Raw genomic sequence first — 22,939 nt, 5'->3', positions numbered from 1 at the left:
AAAGTTCGCCTTTTTATGTTAACGGATTAACTTATTTTACGTAAGTTAACCAGTGTTCATATTTCGGATTTCTACCTTGAACTGCATCAAAGTAAGTCTTTTGAATTTCAGTAGTAATTGGGCCACGGCCACCTGTACCGATTGGACGGTCATCGTATTCACGAATTGGCGTTACTTCCGCAGCAGTACCAGTGAAGAATGCTTCATCTGCAATGTAGAATTCATCACGTGTAATACGACGCTCAACAACTTGATAACCAAGATCTCTCGCAATTGTCATTACTGTTTGACGTGTAATACCATCAAGTGCACCACCAGCGATATCTGGAGTGTGTAAAACGCCATCTTTAATTAAGAATACGTTTTCACCAGAACCTTGGCATACATAGCCTTGTGGGTCCATTAACATAGCTTCATCGTAACCAGAATGTGCAACTTCTTGATGAGCAAGAATTGACAACGTGTAGTTACCAGATGCTTTTGCTTTACACATCGTCACGTTTGGATGATGGTGAGTAAATGATGAAGTTTTAACACGAATACCATTCGCCATTGCTTCATCACCAAGGTATGCGCCCCACGCCCATGCTGCAACTGCGGCATGAATCGTGTTATTTGTTGCTGCAATACCAAGTTTTTCTGAACCGATCCAGATTAATGGACGTAAATAGCAAGAAGCTAATTTATTTTCACGAACAACATCGATTTGTGCTTGTTCAAGCGTGGCTTGATCATACGGCACTTTCATTTGATAAATTTTTGCTGAATTTAACAAACGTTTTGTGTGGTCTTGAAGACGGAAAATAGCAGTACCTTTAGGCGTTTCATAAGCACGAACACCCTCAAATACGCCCATACTGTAGTGTAATGTATGGGTTAAAACGTGAATCTTTGCATCACGCCAATCAATTAATTTTCCATCTTGCCAAATAAAACCATCACGATCAGCCAAATTCATGGAACACTCCAAATTGTTATAAAATCATTCACTATCCAACTCAACCGAGGCGGTTGGGTCTATTAATCTTTGCCATAAATTGCAAACGACCGCACGGGTACTACGCCAGTCCGCTGCGCTTACTTGCATGGATTGATTTGCAAGGGCTAAACGGTGGCTTTCGGCACGTTCACTAAGATAGGCTCGAATTAATGCTGTGGCATCTTCACTGGATAAGCAGTCTGCTTTAGCAGCATCTTCTAATATTCTTACATTATCAGAATAATGGGCGAGATCGGGTTTCGTCCCGCTCCATGCAAGTACAGCATACTGTGCCATAAATTCGATATCGACGATACCACCTGCGTCCTGTTTTAAATGAAAAATACCATGTTTTTTTTGTTCAGAAGACGAACCTAGGTGGTCTTTCATTTTCTGACGCATTTTCAACACTTCTTCACGAACATAAGCCTCATCTCTAGATTGAGTCAATATCTCGCGGCGAAATATTTCAAATTTCTGGCAAAGCACCTCATCGCCAGCAATAGAACGTGCTCGAACTAATGCCTGATGCTCCCAAAGCCATGCACTTTTCAACTGATAGTGTTCGTAGGCCTTAAGACTCGTCACCAATAAACCTGCTTCACCTGATGGTCTTAATCGTGTATCAATTTCATAGACACGGCCATCAAGCGTTTGAGTGGTCATGAGTGACATAAACTTTTGAGCAACACGCATCGCAAACTCAAAGCCACTAATAGACTTCGTTCCATCCGTATCGGCTTGTTCATCCAGATAGTGAATAAAGACAAGATCTAAATCAGAGCCATAACCCAGCTCAATTCCACCTACCTTGCCATAACCAATGACAGCAAAGGCTTTGTAGTCGAGAGAGCAACGTTTTCCATCGACATCACATGGATAACCATGACGCTTTGCTACAGTCTGATAAGCTAAATGGAGGGTTGCGTTTACACTCACTTCAGCAATATCAGTTAACGCATCGGATACTTTCATTAGTGGGCTTTCAGCTAACACATCGCTTGCAGCGACAGTGAGTACATTGCTCTTTTTAAACAGGCGAAGCGCTCGCATTTGGTCTTCAACCTGATCAATTTCAATGCGAAGTAACTGCTGACGCAATGAGTCTTCTAAGTCCTTGCGTTTTGGCAACTCGAAATCCATCGATAAAAATTCATCAAGCAGTACTGGATATTGCGTTAGCTCTTCACAAATCCATGGACTTACGGTCGCCATTTTAACTAAGCGTTGTAATGCTCCTTTACTTTCAATCAACATCACTAAGTACACGGTTCGGCGCATGACTGATTCAATCAGCGGCATTAAGCGCAAAAGTGCAGTTTGAGGTTGTTCAGACTGTAAGATCACTTCAATTAAATGAGGCCAGAATGTTTTTAAACGCTGGACTGCATTTGAAGGTAGTTTTTTAAGTGCATGACCGTGCCAAAACTCATGAATCAGATTTTTCGCATTGTCATCCAACACTTCATCTAATTGCTGCTCTAACTGCCCAAAGTTTTCAGTCGCTGCATTTGAACTTGTATCTTCAATCAATTGCTTAAATTGAACTTTTACTTTCTGGCGTTTCTCATTGAGAACATCAATAAATTCATTCCAGCTCGCAAAGCCCAAGGTATCTATAATGCGTTGTCTTAGGTCAATTTCTTCTGGCAATAGCTGAGTTTGTTGGTCATTGAGCGCTTGAATTGCATGTTCAACACGGCGTAAAAACAGATAGGCATCTTCTAATTCTAAAACGGCTTGTTTTTCTAACAAACCAGCTTCGCCAATGTGCTCAAGGCTAACTAAACATTGGCGATCTTGTAACTCACGCTTAGACCCGCCATAAATAAGCTGGAACACCTGAACAATAAATTCAATTTCACGAATGCCACCCGCCCCAAGTTTAATATCATCCTCGATATGACGGCGTAGAACTTCTCGCTCAATCATCGCTTTCATATCGCGCATAGCAGCAAAGGCGGTGTAATCGACATAGCGGCGGAAAACAAAAGGACGTGTCATTTCTAACAAGTCTTGCCCTTCTTTATCTCCAGTTACAACACGTGCCTTGATCCATGCATAGCGCTCCCATTCACGACCATGCTGACTTAAATATTTTTCCAAAGCTGCATGACTAATCGCCAATGCCGAGCCATCCCCCCAAGGACGCAAGCGCATGTCTACTCGAAACACAAAACCATCTGCGGTAATGTGCTCAAGCAAATAAATGAGTTTTTGTCCCCATAAAATACAAAACTGCTGTACATCAATGCATTTACGACCATTGGTTTCGCCTTGTTCATCAAAGGCAAAAATTAGATCAATATCGCTCGAGAGATTAAGCTCTTGTGCACCGAGCTTACCCATGGCAACTACAATCAAATCTTGAACTTTGCCAGAGTAACCCACAGGTTCACCGTGTTTCGCTACGAGTGCTACACGTGCAAAAGCCTTTGCCGCACAAATGCTGGCATCGGCAAAATCAGAAAGTTCACGAGTAAGTGTCACAACATCGGTAAGCTGATTGGCATCTTGCCAGATCCAGCGAAACATTAAACGACCACGCAAAATACGAAGTGCGCGCATCCAAGATGTTTCATCACCAATTCCATCTAATGTGGTTTGTACAAATTGGTAAATTTGATCAGTTGAGAGCGGTGCAGTAAATTGATCTATTTGATAATCTTGTTCTAAAACAGCCTGATGCAGGCCTAAAACTTGTTCTGCATACTGACTAGCACGCAATGTTTTTTGTAACTGCTCCGCATTCATATAAAAAGCTCTTTTCCTCGTACTCTCTTTTTAGTTATATCAGCTCGAGTAGTGGTAGGAAAAGGGATTAGACTAATTTTGCTTCCGATGATGATTGATATTCGATATGAGGATCATGACTGTCTTGAGCCGAAGGTAATAAAACTTTAAATGTAGTTCCAACACCCTCTTTGGAACTGACATTAATTTTCCCCTGATTAATCTCGACAAAACGTTTACACAAGCTCAGACCTAAACCCGCGCCTTTTTCACCTGCGGTACCTTTGAAGCTGGCAGTAATACGTGGATGGAACAAATTCGCCATTTGTTGCTTGGTCATACCGAGACCTGTGTCTCGCACTGTTATTTCAATATTTTCGCCAGTTTGTTTGGCTTCAATAAAGACTTTGCCCGAACCATCAACATCTGTAAATTTCAGCGCGTTTGACACCAAGTTTTGAATCACTGAGGTCATCATATTGATATCAGCATAGATTTTTAAATCTTCTGGTACAGCATTCACCAATTCAATATTTTTCTTTAAAGCTAAGGTATATAAAACATCAAAAACGATATTACTGACTTGTCTAAGATTAAAGTTAATCGGGTGATAAACAAAACGCCCACCCTCAGCCATCGCCCATGTCAGTAGGCTTTCGAGCAAGTTATAGGTCGATTGAGAAGTGTCATATAGATAGTCTGCAATGTTTTGAATGCTCGATTCATCTAAAGTTTCACGCTCTTTGGCAAGTACTTCTGAAAAACCTAGCAGACCATGAAATGGTGCTCGAAGATCATGTGAAATGATTGAAAAGAATTTTGTTTTACTTGAGTTAATCGCGACTTGTTGCTCATAGAGTTCATTTAACTCTTCATAGTTAAACTTCAATTCCACCTGTTGCATAAAAGTAGAACAGTAATCGAGCAATAACTGAATGTCTTCATCTTCAAATGTTGCTGCATCGTCATCAAAAAAAACGGCGAAACCCATAGAGGTTTTATCAGGGTGTAGAAGATGTACGGCTAACGCCCTACTACACTCAATATTTAATTCTTTTAAATAGTTGGTTAAATTTTGATAGGAAGGATGTAAGTGATTAATCACCTGTTGTTTAGCAAAGCACTGTTTTAAATGTTTTGAAGGTTTAAACGAAATGGCGGTCATACCATCTGGGCAACGATGCCAAAAGTAAGGTTCTTGATTAAAAGTCAATAAGGCTTTTTTACACTTCAAAAGACGAAGACTAAACCGGAAAAATTGCTCGATATAGTTCTGCTCGGCATTTAATCCAAGCAAAAGCGATATTCTACAAGCACTTAACTGCTCAATCTGGTTTAGTTCTAAATGTTGGAATGTCATTGCCCGCCTCACAGATTTTGTCGTTTTTGGTCGGAACCGCTCTTAAAAGAAATGTACTTATAATCATTATGATCTACTACAAACTTTAACACAGTACATTAAAAGAGCAACTTTCTTTTCAAAATAGAAATGTGAAGTTTCAATTAAAGGTTTTTAGATACATAAAGTGGGCAGTTTTTAGGAAAATACAACAAATGTTTGAAGGTGGAGAGTTGTAAGATGGTAGAAATGCGAGTTCAGAATACTCGTAAAAAGATGGTAAAAAAGCATTATTTGAATAAAATTTAGAAAGTCCGAATGAATACGCTTGGTGTATCGCTGATACATATAGTGAAACGGACGTCTTACACGATTTCTTTTATAAAAAGGCATAACGAGCCTTCAGATGAAAATACTGCTTTAGCAGCGGTTGTCTACCATATTTTTTCTAAACGAGCGACCCACCTCGCCCACCATGTGGGTGGTAAATTTGAGTAGCTTAGATACTATTGCTAGTCGATGGTGTATATTTGAGAGAATCTCACATTGATGAAGAATTTTGATAACATAACTTTACGTCAAGAATCTTTAGTGAACTGATTTAAATAGGCTAATATTTAAAATGTTATACTCCATTTATGCAAAAAACTATAAATCCATTAAAGAAATACAAGTTCGTGTTGGTACTTTCAATATTTTAATAGGCGAAAATGGTGCAGGTAAAAGTAATATTTTAGAAGCGTTAGCTTCTTATTCAGCAATTATTGAAAATAGTTTTACAAATGAATTTATGCTCTCCCGAGGTATTCGAGTAACAGAATCACAAAACCTATTCTCCTGCTTTAGCAATAAAGAAGCCAAAAAAGCTGTTATAGGTATAACTGATACAAATACCTTCGGTTGTAGGGTTACTATTAAAAGTTCTGACGAACCCTTTGCGCCATTACAACATGAAATTCAATTGTTCTCGCCTAAATTTAATGATGAAGATGAGATAGATTTTGAAACTTTTGATCTAAAAGACTTAACAATTAATTTACTCGCTGAAAAATATGAAGATTTATGGAAAAAGTATGGGTCATTTGAAAACTTTTCCCAAAAATTAGATCTAATTACTGAAGAATTAGATAAATTAAATTCTTTAAAAAAAGAAAAAGATATAACTCCCTCCAAAGAATTCAAAAATGAAATTATGGAATATAAAAAATTTCGTGATGAGGTAAGTCGTATTAATGTTTCAGTACAAGCTCTTAATAAAATTATGAAAATTACTGAAAATTATAATGAAATTAACAAAGAACATAAAAATATTAAAAATTTTATCATTTTCTCGCCTGAGCTATCCTCTTTAAGAGTTTTTTCTAGCGACTCCCAAATAGAACCATTAGGTGTAAATGGAGAAGGCTTGCTCAAACTTCTTCAAGTTATGCAAGAACATGAACCTGAAAACTTTAAAAAGGTTTGCGAAACAGTAGAAATGTTTCAGTGGGTAGAAAAAATTATTATCGATAACGATATTAAAAATACTGAACAGCGTATCAAAATTATTGATCGTTTTATGGGAAGAGAAATTGATCATCGTAGTGCTAATGAAGGTTTCTTGTTTGTGCTTTTTTATGCAGCCTTATTTACTTCTAAATTTACGCCTCAAAGTTTTGCTGTAGATAACATTGATGCGTCATTAAATCCAAAATTATGCCGGGTACTAATAAAAGAATTAATTAGTTTAGCCAAGGAAAATGGTAAGCAAGCATTTGTTACTACACACAATCCTGCAATTCTAGATGGCTTAGATCTACATGATAATGAACAAAGATTGTTTGTAGTTGAGAGAGATGATGAAGGGGCAACTCAACTTAGACGTGTTGGTGTAGATGATTTACCTAAGCCTACCCGCTCAGGTCAATCAATTAAATTATCTGAGAGTTTTATGCGTGGCTTTTTAGGCGGTTTGCCAACCAATTTCTAAGAGATATGAAATAAAATGAAATTAGGGGTTATTTGCGAAGGTCCTACAGACTTTCATGTTTTAAAACATACAATACAAGCTTATTTAGATCCTATACAAATTCGGGATATACAGCCACCATTAAATGCCCAACAAACTCAAATAGCGTCAGATGCCTGGGGAGGATGGGAAAAAGTCAGTGAATATCTAAAATCAGAAGATTTTTTAATATTACTAGAAAATATGGACTACGTAGTTATTCAAATTGATACAGATGTTTGCGAACATAGAAATTTTAATGTTTCTCCAATAAGCTTAGCGAATAATGATCACAATTTATTCTATGACGCAGTAAAGCAGAAACTATTAGAATGGATTGATTCTGCAGGTATCCCATTTAATAAAAAGAAAGCAAAAAGGTTTATTCATTACCAAAATCTTAGAAATCGTAAAATTAGTATTAGTTATATTGATAAAATTATTTTTGCTATCTCTGTCCATAGCTTAGAATGTTGGTTACTTGCTTATCACGATACACGACCAAGACGTTGTAAAATTACTGGCTGTGAAAATGCTTTAACTAGATACCTTAGTAGTGTGGGAAAGACTATTAATAAAAATGCTAAAGACTATATTCAACATAGTCTAGATTTTAAAGATGTAAGAAATCATCCGCAAATATCCAATAAATCAGAAAGCTTTAAGATTTTTGTTGAACAGTTAGCGACAATTTCAGCTTAAAAGCAAGAGAGTTTAAAACTCTCTTTTTCATTTGTAGTGCTCACATTCTATTGTTATATCGAATGTTTAGTTCGAAAGTGCATTCACTTCTCCAAAAGATTTGAATCCTAATATTTCATCCCTTGCCCATTTATTGACAGTATTAACTATTAGGGGTTTTTCGGGAGTTATACCAAGTAGCTCAATCAAAAAGCTTCAAAATTTTATAAATCAGCTGGCTGCATCTACTTAATAGAAAAGAGAGCGTTAAGCTCTCTTTACACACATATATTATTGTTGATTTCGAATATTAATTAGCCCTTTCTTCTTTAGCTCCCAGACAGGTATTTCTGCGACCCTGCTCCCAATATTAGATGGTGTTTGTGCATTTTCAGTATCTTGAGGCAAAAATGGCACCTCCTTATAAGTAACATCTCTTAAATATGTCATACATATATCACTTAAACTTTTTTGGTCATCATTTAAATTACTATCCATAAACCTTTTTTGTAGTAGTGATAAACATAAACTTCCCAACTCATCTGAACGTATAATACTGTTTGCTAGTAAATAAATGCTTTTGGTAACCTCACTGATATCTTTAGCTGTAGGGGTAGTTGTGGGGATTGTGATTACACTCGCTGTACTACTCATTCCCTGATTTTTTAAGGTTTCTAAAGTAGTTTCAAATTTTGCAATTTGATCTGTGTTAGCTTTAATTTCAGTTTTTATACTTTTTTTCTCTTCTTCAGTTTTTCCTGTTTCACTAGCGGTTAATTGATCATTTTCATCTTTCAGTTTTTCCTTTTGTGTTTCTAAATTTTGTATTATCCCTCCCTCGCCTACAGCACCTTGCGAAATCAAAGCAATTGTTGGAACACGATTGACCCCATTAAGTTGTTCTATAGTAAATAATACAACTAGATTTTTTTGATACCGTCTCAAAAGTGATTCATATTGAACTTCATTAATTGCTCCTGACATATAGGCTTCACAAATACGATATCCATAATCCCTTAATGCTTGGATTGATGCAGTACGCATTCCCACAAATGATGCACTTTCCTGCATTGCAGCGGATAATTCACCATATGCCTTACCTTCAGACCCACCTTTTGCTGCCATTTCGGCGGCATATGCAGACATGGCATCTGGACTTGGTTCTGCACAAACAATTGGGTGCCTTATTGTTCTTGTAATTTTTTTATCTCCTGTACCCTCCTCAATCTTTTCTTCCGTCGAAGATATGAATATACCTCTTTGTTTAACATCAATTAATTGGCTCTTCTCATCGCTTATTTTAAACTTATGCCTGACACTATTCATATTAGCTATACATCCACTTAAAGTTAACGATGTAATAGCAATCACAATTACGTTTCCTAGAATTTTCATATCGCCCCTCACCTTATGCTTTTATTCCATTAAATTTTTTTCTGAATCTTATTTATGACTTGAGGTTCCTTATTCACTTAAGTAACCCTTAAATTATTATTCTCTTAATCTTTTATTTTAACTAATTTTTTATAGTCATTAAAAAAAATGGGGGTAATCAATTAAATTGATTAATGCAAATAAACTTGAAACTGAATCTAATTATTAAATAATATTTACATATACTGTTATCAAATCCCTATTTTAAATAGCATTCCTTTGCTATTTCGATTATTTATTTAGATTCTGGATTTACTTCTCCAAAGGATTTGAATCCTAATATTCTATCCCCTACCCATTCGTTAACGCTATTTGCAATACGGTTCTGCTCTGGAACAATTTCATTAAACCAATAGGCTTCTCTTGCATCTTTAATTGAACGAAAGCTTTTAGAAAATTAAAAACTAGCCCAACAAAAAACCCCTAAGCCGTTAGCTTAGGGGTTTTTGTAGAATCTTACGATTCTGAATATGGTCCCGAGGGTCGGACTCGAACCGACACGTCATCTCTGACAGCGGATTTTGAGTCCGCCGCGTCTACCAATTTCACCACCTCGGGAGAGGAAGTATGTTTGTGTTGCGTATATTAACGCGTTTGTAAAACTTGTCAAACCCTAAGTGAATATTATCGTTCACTTTTAGATCACTTAAACATTTTTCATGATTTAAGCCAGAAGCACAGCCATAAAAAAGCGAAAAAGTTTATACTAGGCGCAATTTTTGCGGTGTTTTTTTCTAAATATGCAACTGTCTGACTTTTCCTTTGAATTACCTGATGAACTTATTGCCCGTTACCCTCTCGAATCACGTAGTGCTTCACGGTTGTTGCACTTAGACTCAAAGGGTCAATATCACGATCACATGTTCACAGACATTATTGATCTGTTCGAAGAAGGTGATCTGCTAGTGCTCAATGACACCAAAGTCATGAAAGCTCGACTTAAAGGAAAACGTTCTACAGGCGGTGCTATCGAGATTTTAGTTGAACGTATGCTGAACCACACCACAGCGTATTGTCATATTAAATCGAGCAACTCGCCTAAAGCAGGTGCTGAGCTTTTTGTTGGTGCAGATAACATTCCTGTGATTGTACGTGGTCGTCACGAAAATTTATTTGTAGTTGAGTTTTCACAGCCAATTTTGCCTGTACTTGAGCAATATGGTCAGTTACCTATTCCGCCTTACTTTAACCGTGAAGCAGAAGAAATCGACACCGAACGTTATCAAACTGTTTTTCATAATCCTGAAAAAATTGCCAGTGTTGCAGCACCCACTGCCAGCCTACATTTTGATGAAGAACTATTAGCAAAGTTAGAACAAAAAAATGTTCAAAAAACTTTTGTGACTTTACATGTTGGTGCCGGCACATTTATGCCCGTTCGTACTGATGACATTACCAACCATATCATGCACAGTGAATGGTGTGATGTTCCTCAAGAAACAATTGATTTAATTTTGGCGACTAAAGCACGCGGAAATAAAGTGATTGCCATAGGTACAACTGCAACACGTGCTTTGGAAAGTGCAGCTCAAGCTCATGGCGGTAAAATTGCGGCTTGGACTGGCGACACGCAAATCTTTATCTATCCAGGCTACCAGTTCTGCATCGTAGACCGTTTAATTACCAACTTCCATTTACCAGAATCGACCCTGCTTATGTTGGTGTCAGCTCTTTCAAATCGCGACAACATTTTAGCTGCCTACGAACATGCAGTTAAAAACCGCTATCGTTTCTTTAGTTATGGCGATGCAATGCTGATTGATAAATTAGAAGTTTAAAAAAATTGAGGTTGGGTTAAACCACACTGGTGAATTAAAAGGTTTAACCCAGCCCAGATATTTACAATAAAAAATCATGAATTTAACCCTGTGTGTTGCAGAAATTTATAGATAAAACTCAAGCATCAATTTTTTGAAGACAATTTCTTAATTTAAAAGAATTTAGTATTTATCTCTTTCAATTTAAAAGATAATCTTAGATAGCACTTTTCTATCATAATCAACTCATTACCTCCATGCCAATCGATACCGTACAAGAAGCTCTTCATATAAGACGTAAAAAAAATACACAGGTTTTCCGCAATATTGCTCGACTTTGGGATGCTGGACAAAAATCTCATTCAGCCCAAGATCTTTTAGATGCTTTACATCCATGGCGTGAAGATCACAACCTTCGCTTTTTTAATGTGCTCCCCTACTTACTCGCAATTTGCAGCATCACAATATTGGCCTTTGGCTATTTTCTTCATCCGTATATTCAATATATTTGGAGCTTTTTAGGTGCCTTTTTAACGGGTTTTTTAGCGTATTTACTCTATCAATCTCAAGAACCCTTAACACAAGTCATTCGTTATCTAGAACAGCGCATGGTGATATTGCGTTATGGTTTACAATTTCAGCAGTTGCCAGCCTATCTTCCCATTCATGCGCAGCCAGTTTTAGTTCTGAGCAAATTAAAACAGTATTTCCCACTGTTTAACCGAGGGACTGAATCTAATGAAATTACCCAATATGCTTCTGTCACATGGAACGATGGCGTAACCGATCATCAAGTCTTGCTGTTTCAATATCATTACGTTAATGAAATACCGATTATTCAAGATCAAAGTAGCGATAAAAAAATTATAAAAGAAATTCATAAAGACCTATGGGGCGCTTTTATATTTGAAATGCCTGCCCTAGGTATTGCTGTCAGCAATCAGCGTTCTCGTTTTTTTACTCCCTACAGCAGTAAATGGCAAAGTAGTGATATTTTAATTAACCAAGAACTTAATATTTTTGGGGTTAATCAACATCAGTTAGCCAAAGAAGTCAGCCCAAGTCTAACTTTAAAATTACATGATTTTTTTCAGCACTTTACAGGTGATTTAATTTATCATCACGAAGAACAAATTTTGTGTTATCTGGGTGAGCAAAATCTTTTTCAGACCACCAGTAAGCAAAGTGAAATTCATGATGTTTCAGCATTGCGTGGGCACTTACGTACCATGACCATGCCGCAATATGAAAAATTTCAGCAATTAATGTTGAACTTAATTAAATAAATCTCTCGTATTACTTAATTGTCGACTCATAAAAATGAGAAGTTAAAAAGTAAACTGAGGGAATAACAATAAGGAACTGACCATGACTGGTTTATTTATTTTCCTGGGGATTTTTGTTGTACTGATTGTCTGGGGCATTCACATCCGTAATACCATCGTACGTTATTTTAACGCGACCAAACGTGCTTGGGCAGAGGTTACCAATTTCGAGCGTCAAAAAGTCAAAACTTTAGAAGCGCTTGAGACAACACTGAATCAATATACTCAGTTTGAAAAATCGACATTAGAAAAAGTCACCGAACTACGTCAGCAAATTCTTAATTTAAATGTAAATAACACTGATATTTCTCAGCTACAGCAAATTGAAAAAATGAGCCAAGAACTGATTCGTAGCTTAAATGTGGTTGTTGAAAACTACCCTGAGCTTAAAGCCGATTCACTTTATAGCAAAATGATGGATGACATTCAGGAACAAAACGAAAATGTGGGTGCGGCTATTACCATTTTTAACCGTAATGTCGAATTATTTAATAACCAAATTGAAGTATTCCCTAACAATCTCATCAATACATTAACTTTATCTAAGAAAGCGATTCGTCCTTTTAAGGATAATCTTGTTAATGAAAATTTTGACTATAAACCTAATTTTTAATAGGAAAAAAACAGCCTGTAACCTAGCGAAAATTTTATCTATTTTATAGCCAGCTACATTTAGTAGTAGAACTACATCGCAGAATCAAGGAAAATAGCTCTCTTTTTAGCAGCGAACTGTTTCTTCGCCTCTGCTCGTGTTCAGGATTTTTAGATGAAGTTTGAAAAATTAGGTCAGTCGGGGCGCGCCCGTCGTGGTCGTTTAACTTTAGAGCATGGTGTTGTTGAAACACCTGTTTTTATGCCAGTGGGGACTTACGGCACAGTCAAAGGTATGTTACCGCGTGATATCGAAGATATTCAGGCACAAATTATTTTAGGAAATACCTTCCATTTATATTTGCGTCCGGGTCTTGAAGTGATTAAAGAACACGGCGGTTTGCATAACTTTATTAAATGGGATAAGCCAATTTTGACTGACTCTGGCGGTTTCCAGGTTTTTAGTCTTGGCGCAATGCGCAAAATCAAAGAGGAAGGTGTTACTTTCCGCTCACCGATTGATGGTTCAAAAGTATTTTTATCACCTGAAATTTCTATGGAAATTCAGCAGGTTTTGAACTCTGACATTGTCATGATTTTTGATGAATGTACACCTTATCCTGCAACGCATGAAGAAGCACAAAAATCATTGCAGCTTTCTTTACGCTGGGCAAAACGTTGTAAAACCCATCATCATGATGAGCTCAAAAATAAGAATGCATTATTTGGCATTATTCAAGGTGGTATGTATGAAGACTTACGTGATGAGTCTTTAAATGGCCTTCTTGAAATCGGATTTGATGGGTATGCGATTGGTGGTTTATCTGTAGGTGAACCTAAAGATGAGATGATCAAAGTTTTAGATTATCTACCAAGCAAAATGCCACAAGATAAACCGCGTTACTTGATGGGCGTTGGTAAACCGGAAGATATCGTTGAAGCGGTGCGCCGCGGTGTCGATATGTTCGACTGTGTAATGCCAACCCGTAATGCGCGAAACGGTCATTATTTTGTCACTGATGGTCTGGTACGTATTCGTAATAGTAAATATCGCCATGACCAGAGCCCACTCGATCCACATTGCGATTGCTACACTTGTAAAAACTTTACCCGTGCTTATCTATTCCATCTTGAAAAATGTGGAGAGATGTTAGCGTCTATGCTAGGTACCATTCATAACTTACGTTATTACCAACGTTTAACTGAAGGTATGCGTGATGCATTAGAAAATGGCACATTTGACGAATTTGTTCAGGACTTTTATGCCCGCCGTGGTTTAGAAGTTCCACCATGTCCGATCGATGAATAAGCCCGATTTGCGCTCAACCTCAAGACAAGGTAAATTGCAAAACGAATTAGGATTATGTCAGGTATCTGACTCATATTTTTTAACTTTAAGGAAATCAAAATGAGCTTTTTAATTTCTGCTGCACATGCAGCACCAGCAGCTGGCCCAACTACGGGTATTTTGCCAAACATCTTGATGATTGTCGTATTCGTTGCAATCTTTTATTTCTTAATTTGGCGCCCTCAAGCAAAACGTGCTAAAGAACACCGTTCTTTAATCGAGAGCTTAGGTGTAGGCAGTGAAGTTGTGTTCGCTGGTGGTTTAATGGGCAAAGTGACCAAAATTGAAGGTGACTATGCAGTTGTTGAACTTAGCCGTGGTGTAGAAGTAAAAATTCAGCGTGCCAGCGTAATTTCAGTATTACCTGAAGGCACTCTAAATAACCTTTAATCATAAAACAGTCGTGCTTTAGCACGGCTTTTTCATTTAAGAAGAAAGCGAATGCGTTACCCTGCATGGAAATATTTACTGATTCTGGTTGTTCTGGTAATCAGTACATTATACGCACTGCCTAGTCTATATCCGGATGAGCCCGCCGTTCAAATTTCCGGTGCCAAAGCTGGCACCCAAATTGATCAAAGTGTGGTGCAAAAAGCAGAGCAAATTTTAAAAACAGCAAATATTGCAAGTCACGATAATACTTTTACAAATAATGCTGCCCTATTGCGTGTCAGCTCTTCTGAAGCGCAGTTGAAAGCAAAAGAAGTATTACGCCGTGACTTAGGTGATCAATATGTTGTTGCCCTAAACCTTGCACCAACCACACCGGAATGGTTGCAAAAGATTGGGGCTAAACCAATGAAACTTGGTTTGGACTTACGTGGTGGTGTCCACTTCTTGCTTGAAGTAGATATGGACAAAGCCGTTGCCCAACGTATGGAAACCTCTGCCACCGATTTGCGTCGTCAGTTCCGTGAAAACAAGATCAAATTTAATAGTCTTGCATTAACCAATAATGTGATCACTGTTCAATTTGCTGACAATGCTGACCGTGATGCAGCAATGGATTTTTTACGTCGTAATGGGAATGAATATACCCAACAGGCATTAGCAAGCTCTACAGGTTCTACTTTAAAGCTTTCTTATACTGATGTACGTCGCCAAGAAATTCAGTCATATGCGGTGAATCAAAACTTAACAACATTACGTAATCGTATTAACGAACTTGGTGTTGCAGAAGCATTGGTACAAAGTCAGGGTAGCAACCGTATTGTCGTTGAATTACCGGGTGTTCAAGATACAGCTGAAGCTAAACGTGTTTTAGGCCGTACTGCAAACCTCGAATTCCGTTTGGTTTCTGACGCAAATGATCAATATATTGACCCATATACAGGTAAATATAATGGTCAACCTTTACCTCCGGGCACAGAAGTTTTTGCTTATGAGTCTTTAGATAGCGGTCGTCAACTTTTGTTGCAACGTAACCGTATCTTGACGGGTGAGCGTGTTCAAAATGCAAGTTCTGGCTTTAGCCAAGACTCTGGCGGTGCCGAAGTAAATATTACTCTCGACAGTGCTGGCGGTAAGCTTATGTCCGATGCAACTCGTAATGCTGTTGGTAAACGCATGGCGGTATTGTTCATCGAAAATAAGCAAAAAATCACTTATGTCACAGATCCTAAAACTGGTGCACAAACAGAAGTTCGTACTCCATACACTGAATCTGTAGTCATTAATGCTGCAACTGTTCAGGCTGTTTTAGGTTCAACTTTCCGTATTACCGGTTTAAGTTCTCCTCAAGAAGCATCAGAACTTGCATTAATGCTACGTGCAGGTGCTTTGGCTGCACCAATGTATTTTGTTGAAGAACGTGTGGTTGGTCCAAGCCTTGGTCAAGAAAACATTGATAAGGGCGTATTATCAACTCAAATCGGCTTCTTGCTTGTTGCAATCTGGATGGTGGTTTTCTTCCGTCTATTCGGTTTAATCGCTAACTTTGCACTCGTTGTTAACTTGGCAATGATTTTAACGGTTATGTCATGGATTGGGGCTTCCCTCACCTTACCAGGTATTGCGGGTATCGTTATTACCATTGGTATGGCCGTCGATGCGAACGTATTGATATGTGAGCGTATTCGAGAAGAAATGCTCTGGGGTGCATCGCCCAAACAGGCCATTGTGGCCGGTTATGATCGAGCCTACAACACCATTTTTGACTCGAACTTAACGACGTTCCTCGTTGCTTTCATTCTGTTTGCAATTGGTACAGGCCCGATCAAAGGTTTCGCCGTAACATTAATGATTGGTATTATTTGTTCAATGTTTACTGCAATTACAGTGACTCGCGCAATTGTACAGATCATTTATGGTAAACGCCGTAATTTGAAAAAGTTGAGCATTTAAGGAGATCGATGATGACTAAAGTGACTCAACAAGATTCAAAACAATATGGACGTCCGGATGATGCAAAAATCATCCCGTTCATGAAGATTGCCAAACCTGCGGCAATCTTCTCGATCCTTATTACGTTAGCAAGTATTTTCTTTATTGTAACTAAAGGTCTTAACCTCGGTTTGGACTTTACAGGTGGTGTTTCAGCTGAGCTTAACTACGCTCAACCAGCAAATCAGTCTGAAGTTATTCAGGCACTCGACAAAGCTGGCTTTAAAGATGCTGTAGTACAGACACTTGGTAGTAATAAAGACTTACTTGTGCGCATGCCTGTACAAGAAGTTAAGGTTGAAGACCTTAATAATGCGATTACTAAGGCTGTACAGTTGCCAAACAATGCCGCAGAAGTTCATAAGGTGGACTCTGTAGGTGGTCAAGTTGGTAACGAGCTTTATGTTCGCTCTGCTGGTGCGGTTGCACTTGCACTTATCTTAATGTTGATTTACGTGACGATCCGTTTCGAGTTCAAACTCGCGATGGGTGCCGTGATGTCTTTATTCCACGACATCATCATTATTATTGGTGCTTTTGCATTATTCCAGTGGCCATTTGACCTTACGGTTTTAGCTGCGGTACTTGCTGTTATTGGCTTCTCGCTTAACGATAACATTGTAGTTTCAGACCGTATCCGTGAAAATTTCCGTAAAATTCGCGGTGCGACTCCTCGTGAAATCATCGATATTGCTTTAACCGAAACTTTACGTCGTACCATTCATACATCAATGACCTTATTGCTTGTCGTTCTAGCAATGATGTTCTTAGGTGGTGATGGTCTACACTGGTTCGCTGTTGCAATGTTTGTTGGTGTCTTTGTAGGTACTTACTCTTCAATTTATATCGGTACAGCTTTTGCCTTATGGCGTGGTCTTAACCGTCAGGACTTCATCGTTCAGGTTAAGCCTGAATTTGAAGATGAAATTCCTTAAGTTGTCTAAAGTAAGACATATAAAAAAAACCGCGATTAATTCGCGGTTTTTTATTTAAAACATATTATTTACGGCGCAATGCATCCGAAATTGCTTCAACTAACTGTTGAGAAATTTCTTGTTTAGATGCTTTCTCTAACTCACGCTTTTTCATGTGATAGTTTTCAGCAAAGAAAACCGTCATGGCATTTTCATCAGAAGCAAAACCAATATCTGCACGTGACACATCGTTGCATGCAATCATATCTAGTTTTTTAGCGACCAGTTTTCCTGCCGCATATTCTTCAACATTTTGTGTTTCAGCAGCAAAGCCCACCATAAATGGACGTTTTTCCTGACCCGCAATGGTTGCCACAATATCTGGATTTTTCACAAGGGAAACATTCAACTCATCCCCTGCCTTCTTAATTTTATGCTCGGCAACTTCTGCTACGCGATAGTCCGCGACTGCGGCAGTTGCAATGAAGATATCACAGCCTGTTTCTAACGAGTTCATGCTGATATCTAACATTTGTCGTGCTGAGGCAACATTTACTCTTTTTACACCATTCGGTGTATCTAAACTTACAGGTCCAGCAATTAACGTCACTTGTGCACCAGCAGCGTAACAGGCAGCAGCTAAAGCAAAGCCCATTTTACCAGTACTGTGGTTCGAGATATAACGAACAGGGTCAATCGCTTCACGCGTTGGCCCAGCGGTAATCACAACTCGCTTTCCAGCCAACAACCCAAATTTTTCAGCGATTGCACGTTGAGCCTGATGGAAATAGCCAGCCACTTGCCTTGCAATTTCTTCTGGCTCTGGCATACGGCCTAAACCGACATCACCACACGCCTGCTCACCCGCATCTGGCATAATCACATGCACGCCATCTTCGACCAAGGTTTGTAAATTTCGTTGTGTTGCTTTGGCCGCCCACATTTGCTGGTTCATGGCAGGTGCAACCCACACAGGAGATTTTGTTGCCAAAAACACTGTACTGAGCAAATCATCTGCTAAACCATGCGCAAATTTTGCCAAAGTATCGCAACTTGCAGGCGCAACCAGTAATAAATCAGCCCAACGTGCTAATTCAATATGTCCCATCCCAGCTTCAGCCGCAGGGTCTAAAAGTTCAGTATGAACGGGATTACCAGAAAGAGCCTGAAACGTTAGTGGGGTAATAAATGCTTGAGCACCATGTGTCATGACCACACGTACGTCAAAGCCATAATCTTTAAGGCGACGGACTAAAATGGCACTTTTATAGGCAGCAATTCCGCCAGTGACAGCTAAAACAATGTTTTTATGAGGAATAACACTTAGATCAAAGCTCACGAACAGGATACCTTACTGTTGCAGTGGCGCTCACAATAGCATTAAATACGCGCAGACCCAAGATTGATTGGGCAAACAAAATAAAATTTTAAGCGAATTATGCTGGGGAATATGAATACTTCTATTAAAAATTGGCCCGAACAAGAACGGCCAAGAGAACGGTTATTACAACAAGGTCCGCAAAGTCTATCAGATGCAGAGCTGCTCGCGATTTTTCTTCGATCAGGTTCACGACAACATTCAGCAGTCGAACTATCACGTTTACTCATTCAGCACTTTGGTAGCCTAAATGCAGTATTTGATTCATCGTTAAGTGAGTTAACTCAATTTAATGGAATTGGAGCAACAAAATATTCACAATTATTGGCAGTTAAAGAGCTCGGGCGGCGTTATCTCGATCATCACTTTCAGAAAAATAATCTCAGCCTTCACACTTCTGATTTGGTTTTGGATTATTTGCGCTACGAATTAAAAGGCGAAAAACAAGAAGTCTTTGCAGTGCTGTGTCTAGATCCAGAATTAAGAAAGCTCCATTTTAAAAAGTTATTTTTTGGGTCAGTTCAACATTGTGCGGTTTCAGTCAATCAAACCCTACGCTACGCCCTACAACAACATGCTTGCCAACTGGTCATTGCACACAATCATCCCTTTGGTTCAGCACAGCCTTCTGCTGAAGATATTGCCTTAACTCAGCAACTGGAACATGCCTGTCAGCTTGTCGAAATACGCCTCTTGGATCATTTTATTATCTCACCAGAAGGAAGCTTTTCATTTGCTGAACAACAACTGCTCAACCCAACAATAATATCAGTTCAATGATATTGACAAAGGGGCACTAAGCCTAGAAGATCAAAGCAAAAATAGTGACGTTAAAAACAAAATGATTGTTCGTGAGCAGCCTAGTATTTTCAAAGTATTATTCTCTTGGCGAGGGACAATTTTACCCAAAATTTTACCCTCTCTAGGGGTCGTTATGCTGATTTCGGCAATCATTGGGGGCGTAGAATATATCAATCTTTATCGCTTTCCAGAGATTCCTTTGGTTGGCTTTACCCTTATTGGCGTCGTACTTTCTATTTTCTTAGGATTTAAAAATACTGCATGTTATGACCGTTGGTGGGAAGCCCGAAAATTATGGGGCGTTTTAATTGCAACCTCACGCCATTTTGACCGCGACTGCAGAATTTTGACTCAGGCCCGCCGTGAACGTGTGATTCAGCATGTAATTGTTTTTGCTAACGTGTTACGAGATCGTTTACGTCGTCAGACGGCGAACCCAACTGAGCTCATACAAACCAGCGGTATGAGCCAGCAAGCACTCAACCAGCTCTATCAGCAAAATAATGCCCCTCAGTACACACTTAGCCTCATTCACTGGGAATTATTACAAGCGCTTAAAGAAGGTGAAATATCAGACATCATCTATGCACAGATGAATAAAAATGTTGCAGATTTAAGCGTTGTGCAAACAGGCTGTGACCGAATCGCCAATACGCCTATTCCATTTGCCTATTCAGTTTTGCTCAATCGCACTGTCTATTTTTTCTGTTTTATGTTGCCGTTCAGTCTTGGTTCATTGCTTGGGTTAGCAACACCTTTACTGGTGGGAATTTTGGCATATACATTCTTAGGACTTGATGCACTCAGCTCGGAAATTGAAGAGCCTTTCGGTACTCAAAGTAATGATTTACCTTTAGATGCCATGGTTCGTAGTATCGAAATTGAACTTTTAGGGACTTTGGGTAAACCTACCCCACCACCAATTCAAGCTCAAGATAATAACTTGTTGTAATGTCTTAGAGAAAACGTTCCCAAACACCTTGCTGATTAGCCGTTGGCTTAGGTGTATTTCCCAGTTTAATCCATGGCATATTTTCACCATGAAAATCACTGCCAATCGATACAGCTAATTGATATTGCTCAATCATCCGATCAATCATCTGGCGAGTATATAAAGTTTCCATCGGTGGAGGTAATTCAATTGCATCTCCACCTGAAGTTGCGAACAATTCAATTAAATATCGAACGTTAGTTGCAGATAAATCATAACGAGTCGGATGTGCTAAAACTGCCAACCCTTTACTTTCGTGAATCATGTCAATTGTTTCTTTTAACCCCAATCCTTCAAACTTTACAAAAGCACGTCTTCCTTCTTTTAAGAAACGATCAAATGCTTGTTGAGGACGGGTTACAACTTTTTTCTCGACGAGTGTTTTAGCAATGTGTGTTCTGGTGATGCGGTCTGCCTGATCTTCTACTTTGGCAAGAACATCCTCATAAATCTGAAAACCAATACATTTTTCTAATAAATCGCAAATTACTTTAGCTCTTTGCGCTCGTACTCTTTTTTGTTGTTCTAATGCTTCTAAAATTGGCGCTTCATTTTGCATGTTTAAAGCAACAATATGTACGCCATAACTCTTCTTCGTTGTTGGACGTGACCACTGACTTGAAATCTCTGTACCAGAAATGATTTTTAAATCATGACCTTGTGCAGCAATTCTAGCTCGCTGCAACCCATCCATTGTATCGTGGTCAGTTAAAGCCAAAGTATGCAAATTCACATCTATAGCAGCTTGCACCAGTAATTCCGGAGACAAAGTTCCATCAGAAATATTGCTATGTGTATGTAAATCTATGCCTTGCATCTTTTATACTATGCCATTCACCAAACCTGATCAGATACTCTAACATGAAAGCACTTCTGGACTTTGTTCCATTAATTATTTTCTTCTATTTATATAAAACAGTTGATCCAACCGATACACAGCATCCTTTACTTAAACTGATCGGGTCTGCTGGTGGTGCCGATAATAATAATATTCTTGTAGCGACTACTGGCTTAATTATTTCAATGCTTGTGGTATATGGTGCCCTATTTGTTTTCCAAAAATTCCGTCTAGATAAACAACAGTGGTTTGTATTGTTTATGACTGTCATTTTTGGTGGCATCACCCTCATGTTAAGTGATGATTTCTATATTCGTCTGAAAGCTGCAATTTTGAATTTGGTTTTTGCAGGTGCATTCTTAGTTTCACCTTGGTTTGGTAAAGATCGTAAGCCACTCATACGACGTCTATTTGACCCTATTTTAGAGTTAAGTGAAAAAGGTTGGAAAAATCTAAATTTTGCTTGGGCAGTCATGTTTGTGGTGATGTCTTGTTTACATATCTTCTTCGCGTTTTTATTTCACGGCGGAAAATATTGGGGTGAATTCACTGCATTTGGTGACATGATCGTCATGTTTTCATTTATCATTATTCAGTTCATTATTTTACGTAAACATTTTAAGTCACCTGAAGCTTAAAATGATTCCTGATTGATTACAGAGATACGATTACATGCCTTTTTTTGTTCTAAGCTGTACCGATAACGAAGGAACTTTAGAAAAACGCTTGGCCGTACGCCCTCAGCATATCGAACGTTTGCAAAAACTTGATGATGAAGGCCGCCTTGTTACAGCGGGAGCTATGCCAAAAGACCCGAATGATCCTCAAGCAGGTTTTTATGGCAGCACCATGATTGTTGAATTCGACAGTCGCGAAGCATTAGACGAATGGTTAAAAGACGAACCATTTCTCAAAGAAGGCATTTACGCTCATATTGATGTAAAACCGTTTAATAAAGCATTTCCAAAAGGGTAATCATATGCACCCTGCAATCAAAAGCTTTCTCGGCTTGTGTTTGATCTGTTCAACTGCTAATGCAGTTGAACCTGCTGCCACACCAGCAACGACTCCTCCAAGTGCACCTTCAACTCAGGCTGCGAATCAGCCAGTTCCAACAGCTGCTACAACGGCGTCGACCGCAACAAAACCACTCACGGCTGAGCAACTTGCAAAGAATAAACAACAGCAAGATGCGAAAATCAAAGCTTTAGTTCAAGATCAAGCATCTCGTTTAAAACAGTTAGAACATGCCAATCTTGAAGCACTCGCCCAAAACCAAGAGTTACAGTTAAAAAATGATAGCCTCTATGTTCAAGTCCAAGTCTTACAAAGCGAACGTAGTGCGCAAATGTTTTTATATGGCGCGGTTACCTTAGCTGGTGGCGTATTGCTGGGTTTCTTTATCTCTAGTTATATCCATACAAAACGTCGACGCCAGTGGTAAATCCAAGCGATCTATTA

20 protein-coding genes, 1 tRNA gene and 1 pseudogene are annotated in these 22,939 nt (G+C 38.7%); 14 read left to right on the top strand and 8 right to left on the bottom strand.

The features are described from left to right. Positions 1 to 31: 31 nt before the first annotated feature. The 3 genes from MKL38_RS12810 to MKL38_RS12800 form a co-directional block, all read right to left on the bottom strand. A complete protein-coding gene (locus tag MKL38_RS12810) occupies positions 32 to 958 on the bottom strand; it encodes a branched-chain amino acid transaminase (protein WP_045435575.1) in 927 nt (308 codons plus the stop codon). Positions 959 to 982: 24 nt separating this feature from the next. Then, a complete protein-coding gene (gene glnE / locus MKL38_RS12805; RefSeq protein ID WP_270903437.1) occupies positions 983 to 3,733 on the bottom strand; it encodes a bifunctional [glutamate--ammonia ligase]-adenylyl-L-tyrosine phosphorylase/[glutamate--ammonia-ligase] adenylyltransferase in 2,751 nt (916 codons plus the stop codon). A 67-nt stretch (positions 3,734 to 3,800) separates the two neighbouring features. Further along, a complete protein-coding gene (locus tag MKL38_RS12800; RefSeq protein WP_017389863.1) occupies positions 3,801 to 5,072 on the bottom strand; it encodes a sensor histidine kinase in 1,272 nt (423 codons plus the stop codon). A 601-nt stretch (positions 5,073 to 5,673) separates the two neighbouring features. On the opposite strand from MKL38_RS12800, the gene MKL38_RS12795 reads away from it, so the two are divergent. Together MKL38_RS12795 and MKL38_RS12790 are read left to right on the top strand one after the other, a co-directional pair. Next, positions 5,674 to 7,020, top strand: coding sequence for an AAA family ATPase (locus MKL38_RS12795; RefSeq protein ID WP_270903436.1), 1,347 nt, complete (start codon positions 5,674 to 5,676; stop codon positions 7,018 to 7,020). 15 nt (positions 7,021 to 7,035) lie between these two features. Continuing rightward, positions 7,036 to 7,740: a hypothetical protein gene (locus MKL38_RS12790; RefSeq protein WP_270903435.1), complete on the top strand. Its 705-nt coding sequence runs from the start codon at positions 7,036 to 7,038 to the stop codon at positions 7,738 to 7,740. 270 nt (positions 7,741 to 8,010) lie between these two features. Here the strand turns inward: MKL38_RS12790 and MKL38_RS12785 are convergent, their stop codons facing one another. The 3 genes and pseudogenes from MKL38_RS12785 to MKL38_RS12775 form a co-directional block, all read right to left on the bottom strand. Next, entirely contained in the window at positions 8,011 to 9,114 is a 1,104-nt protein-coding gene (locus tag MKL38_RS12785) for a hypothetical protein (RefSeq protein WP_270903434.1), read from the bottom strand. Between the two features lie 274 nt (positions 9,115 to 9,388). Continuing rightward, positions 9,389 to 9,538, bottom strand: a pseudogene (locus MKL38_RS12780) (phage portal protein); the annotation flags it as partial. 86 nt (positions 9,539 to 9,624) lie between these two features. Next, positions 9,625 to 9,711: transfer RNA gene (locus MKL38_RS12775), tRNA-Leu, on the bottom strand. A 182-nt stretch (positions 9,712 to 9,893) separates the two neighbouring features. On the opposite strand from MKL38_RS12775, the gene queA reads away from it, so the two are divergent. The 7 genes from queA to secF all read left to right on the top strand — a co-directional run bounded on the left by queA (position 9,894) and on the right by secF (position 17,491). After that, positions 9,894 to 10,931, top strand: a complete 1,038-nt coding sequence (gene queA, locus MKL38_RS12770; protein WP_270903433.1) for a tRNA preQ1(34) S-adenosylmethionine ribosyltransferase-isomerase QueA — start codon at positions 9,894 to 9,896, stop codon at positions 10,929 to 10,931. Between the two features lie 236 nt (positions 10,932 to 11,167). Continuing rightward, on the top strand, positions 11,168 to 12,196 hold the full coding sequence (locus MKL38_RS12765) for a hypothetical protein (RefSeq protein ID WP_270903432.1): 1,029 nt from the start codon (positions 11,168 to 11,170) through the stop codon (positions 12,194 to 12,196). Positions 12,197 to 12,278: 82 nt separating this feature from the next. Further along, positions 12,279 to 12,848 (top strand): LemA family protein, encoded by a 570-nt coding sequence (locus MKL38_RS12760; protein ID WP_270903431.1) that lies wholly within the window; start codon positions 12,279 to 12,281, stop codon positions 12,846 to 12,848. Between the two features lie 153 nt (positions 12,849 to 13,001). Further along, complete coding sequence (gene tgt, locus MKL38_RS12755) at positions 13,002 to 14,135, top strand: tRNA guanosine(34) transglycosylase Tgt (protein ID WP_003655132.1); 1,134 nt, start codon at positions 13,002 to 13,004, stop codon at positions 14,133 to 14,135. A 99-nt stretch (positions 14,136 to 14,234) separates the two neighbouring features. Next, complete coding sequence (gene yajC / locus MKL38_RS12750) at positions 14,235 to 14,564, top strand: preprotein translocase subunit YajC (protein ID WP_003655131.1); 330 nt, start codon at positions 14,235 to 14,237, stop codon at positions 14,562 to 14,564. Between the two features lie 51 nt (positions 14,565 to 14,615). Continuing rightward, positions 14,616 to 16,517, top strand: a complete 1,902-nt coding sequence (gene secD / locus MKL38_RS12745; RefSeq protein ID WP_127493941.1) for a protein translocase subunit SecD — start codon at positions 14,616 to 14,618, stop codon at positions 16,515 to 16,517. A gap of 8 nt (positions 16,518 to 16,525) precedes the next feature. Then, positions 16,526 to 17,491 (top strand): protein translocase subunit SecF, encoded by a 966-nt coding sequence (gene secF, locus MKL38_RS12740; protein ID WP_017392409.1) that lies wholly within the window; start codon positions 16,526 to 16,528, stop codon positions 17,489 to 17,491. 64 nt (positions 17,492 to 17,555) lie between these two features. Here secF and coaBC read toward each other — a convergent pair whose 3' ends face one another. Continuing rightward, positions 17,556 to 18,809: a bifunctional phosphopantothenoylcysteine decarboxylase/phosphopantothenate--cysteine ligase CoaBC gene (coaBC, locus tag MKL38_RS12735; protein ID WP_003655128.1), complete on the bottom strand. Its 1,254-nt coding sequence runs from the start codon at positions 18,807 to 18,809 to the stop codon at positions 17,556 to 17,558. A gap of 99 nt (positions 18,810 to 18,908) precedes the next feature. Here coaBC and radC point away from each other — a divergent pair, with 99 nt between their 5' ends. After that, positions 18,909 to 19,628, top strand: coding sequence for a RadC family protein (radC, locus tag MKL38_RS12730; protein WP_198496866.1), 720 nt, complete (start codon positions 18,909 to 18,911; stop codon positions 19,626 to 19,628). Between the two features lie 61 nt (positions 19,629 to 19,689). Beyond that, a complete protein-coding gene (locus tag MKL38_RS12725; RefSeq protein WP_270903430.1) occupies positions 19,690 to 20,601 on the top strand; it encodes a bestrophin family protein in 912 nt (303 codons plus the stop codon). Between the two features lie 4 nt (positions 20,602 to 20,605). Here MKL38_RS12725 and MKL38_RS12720 read toward each other — a convergent pair whose 3' ends face one another. Continuing rightward, a complete protein-coding gene (locus tag MKL38_RS12720) occupies positions 20,606 to 21,457 on the bottom strand; it encodes a PHP domain-containing protein (protein WP_270903429.1) in 852 nt (283 codons plus the stop codon). 44 nt (positions 21,458 to 21,501) lie between these two features. On the opposite strand from MKL38_RS12720, the gene MKL38_RS12715 reads away from it, so the two are divergent. Genes MKL38_RS12715 through MKL38_RS12705 form a run of 3 tightly spaced genes read left to right on the top strand, consistent with a single transcriptional unit; the run spans position 21,502 to position 22,922 of the window. Further along, the gene (locus MKL38_RS12715; RefSeq protein ID WP_045435602.1) at positions 21,502 to 22,116 is read left to right on the top strand and encodes a septation protein IspZ; all 615 of its coding nucleotides are present in this window, start codon (positions 21,502 to 21,504) and stop codon (positions 22,114 to 22,116) included. Positions 22,117 to 22,150: 34 nt separating this feature from the next. Next, positions 22,151 to 22,453, top strand: a complete 303-nt coding sequence (locus MKL38_RS12710) for a YciI family protein (RefSeq protein ID WP_080027789.1) — start codon at positions 22,151 to 22,153, stop codon at positions 22,451 to 22,453. Positions 22,454 to 22,457: 4 nt separating this feature from the next. Continuing rightward, positions 22,458 to 22,922 (top strand): hypothetical protein, encoded by a 465-nt coding sequence (locus MKL38_RS12705; RefSeq protein WP_270903428.1) that lies wholly within the window; start codon positions 22,458 to 22,460, stop codon positions 22,920 to 22,922. Positions 22,923 to 22,939: the final 17 nt, after the last annotated feature.

Origin of the sequence: Acinetobacter sp. AOR14_HL (genome assembly GCF_027855175.1) — a bacterium.
Lineage (GTDB): Bacteria > Pseudomonadota > Gammaproteobacteria > Pseudomonadales > Moraxellaceae > Acinetobacter > Acinetobacter calcoaceticus.
Note: the sequence above shows the minus strand (reverse complement) of the source record. Positions and strands in the feature narration are given on the sequence as shown.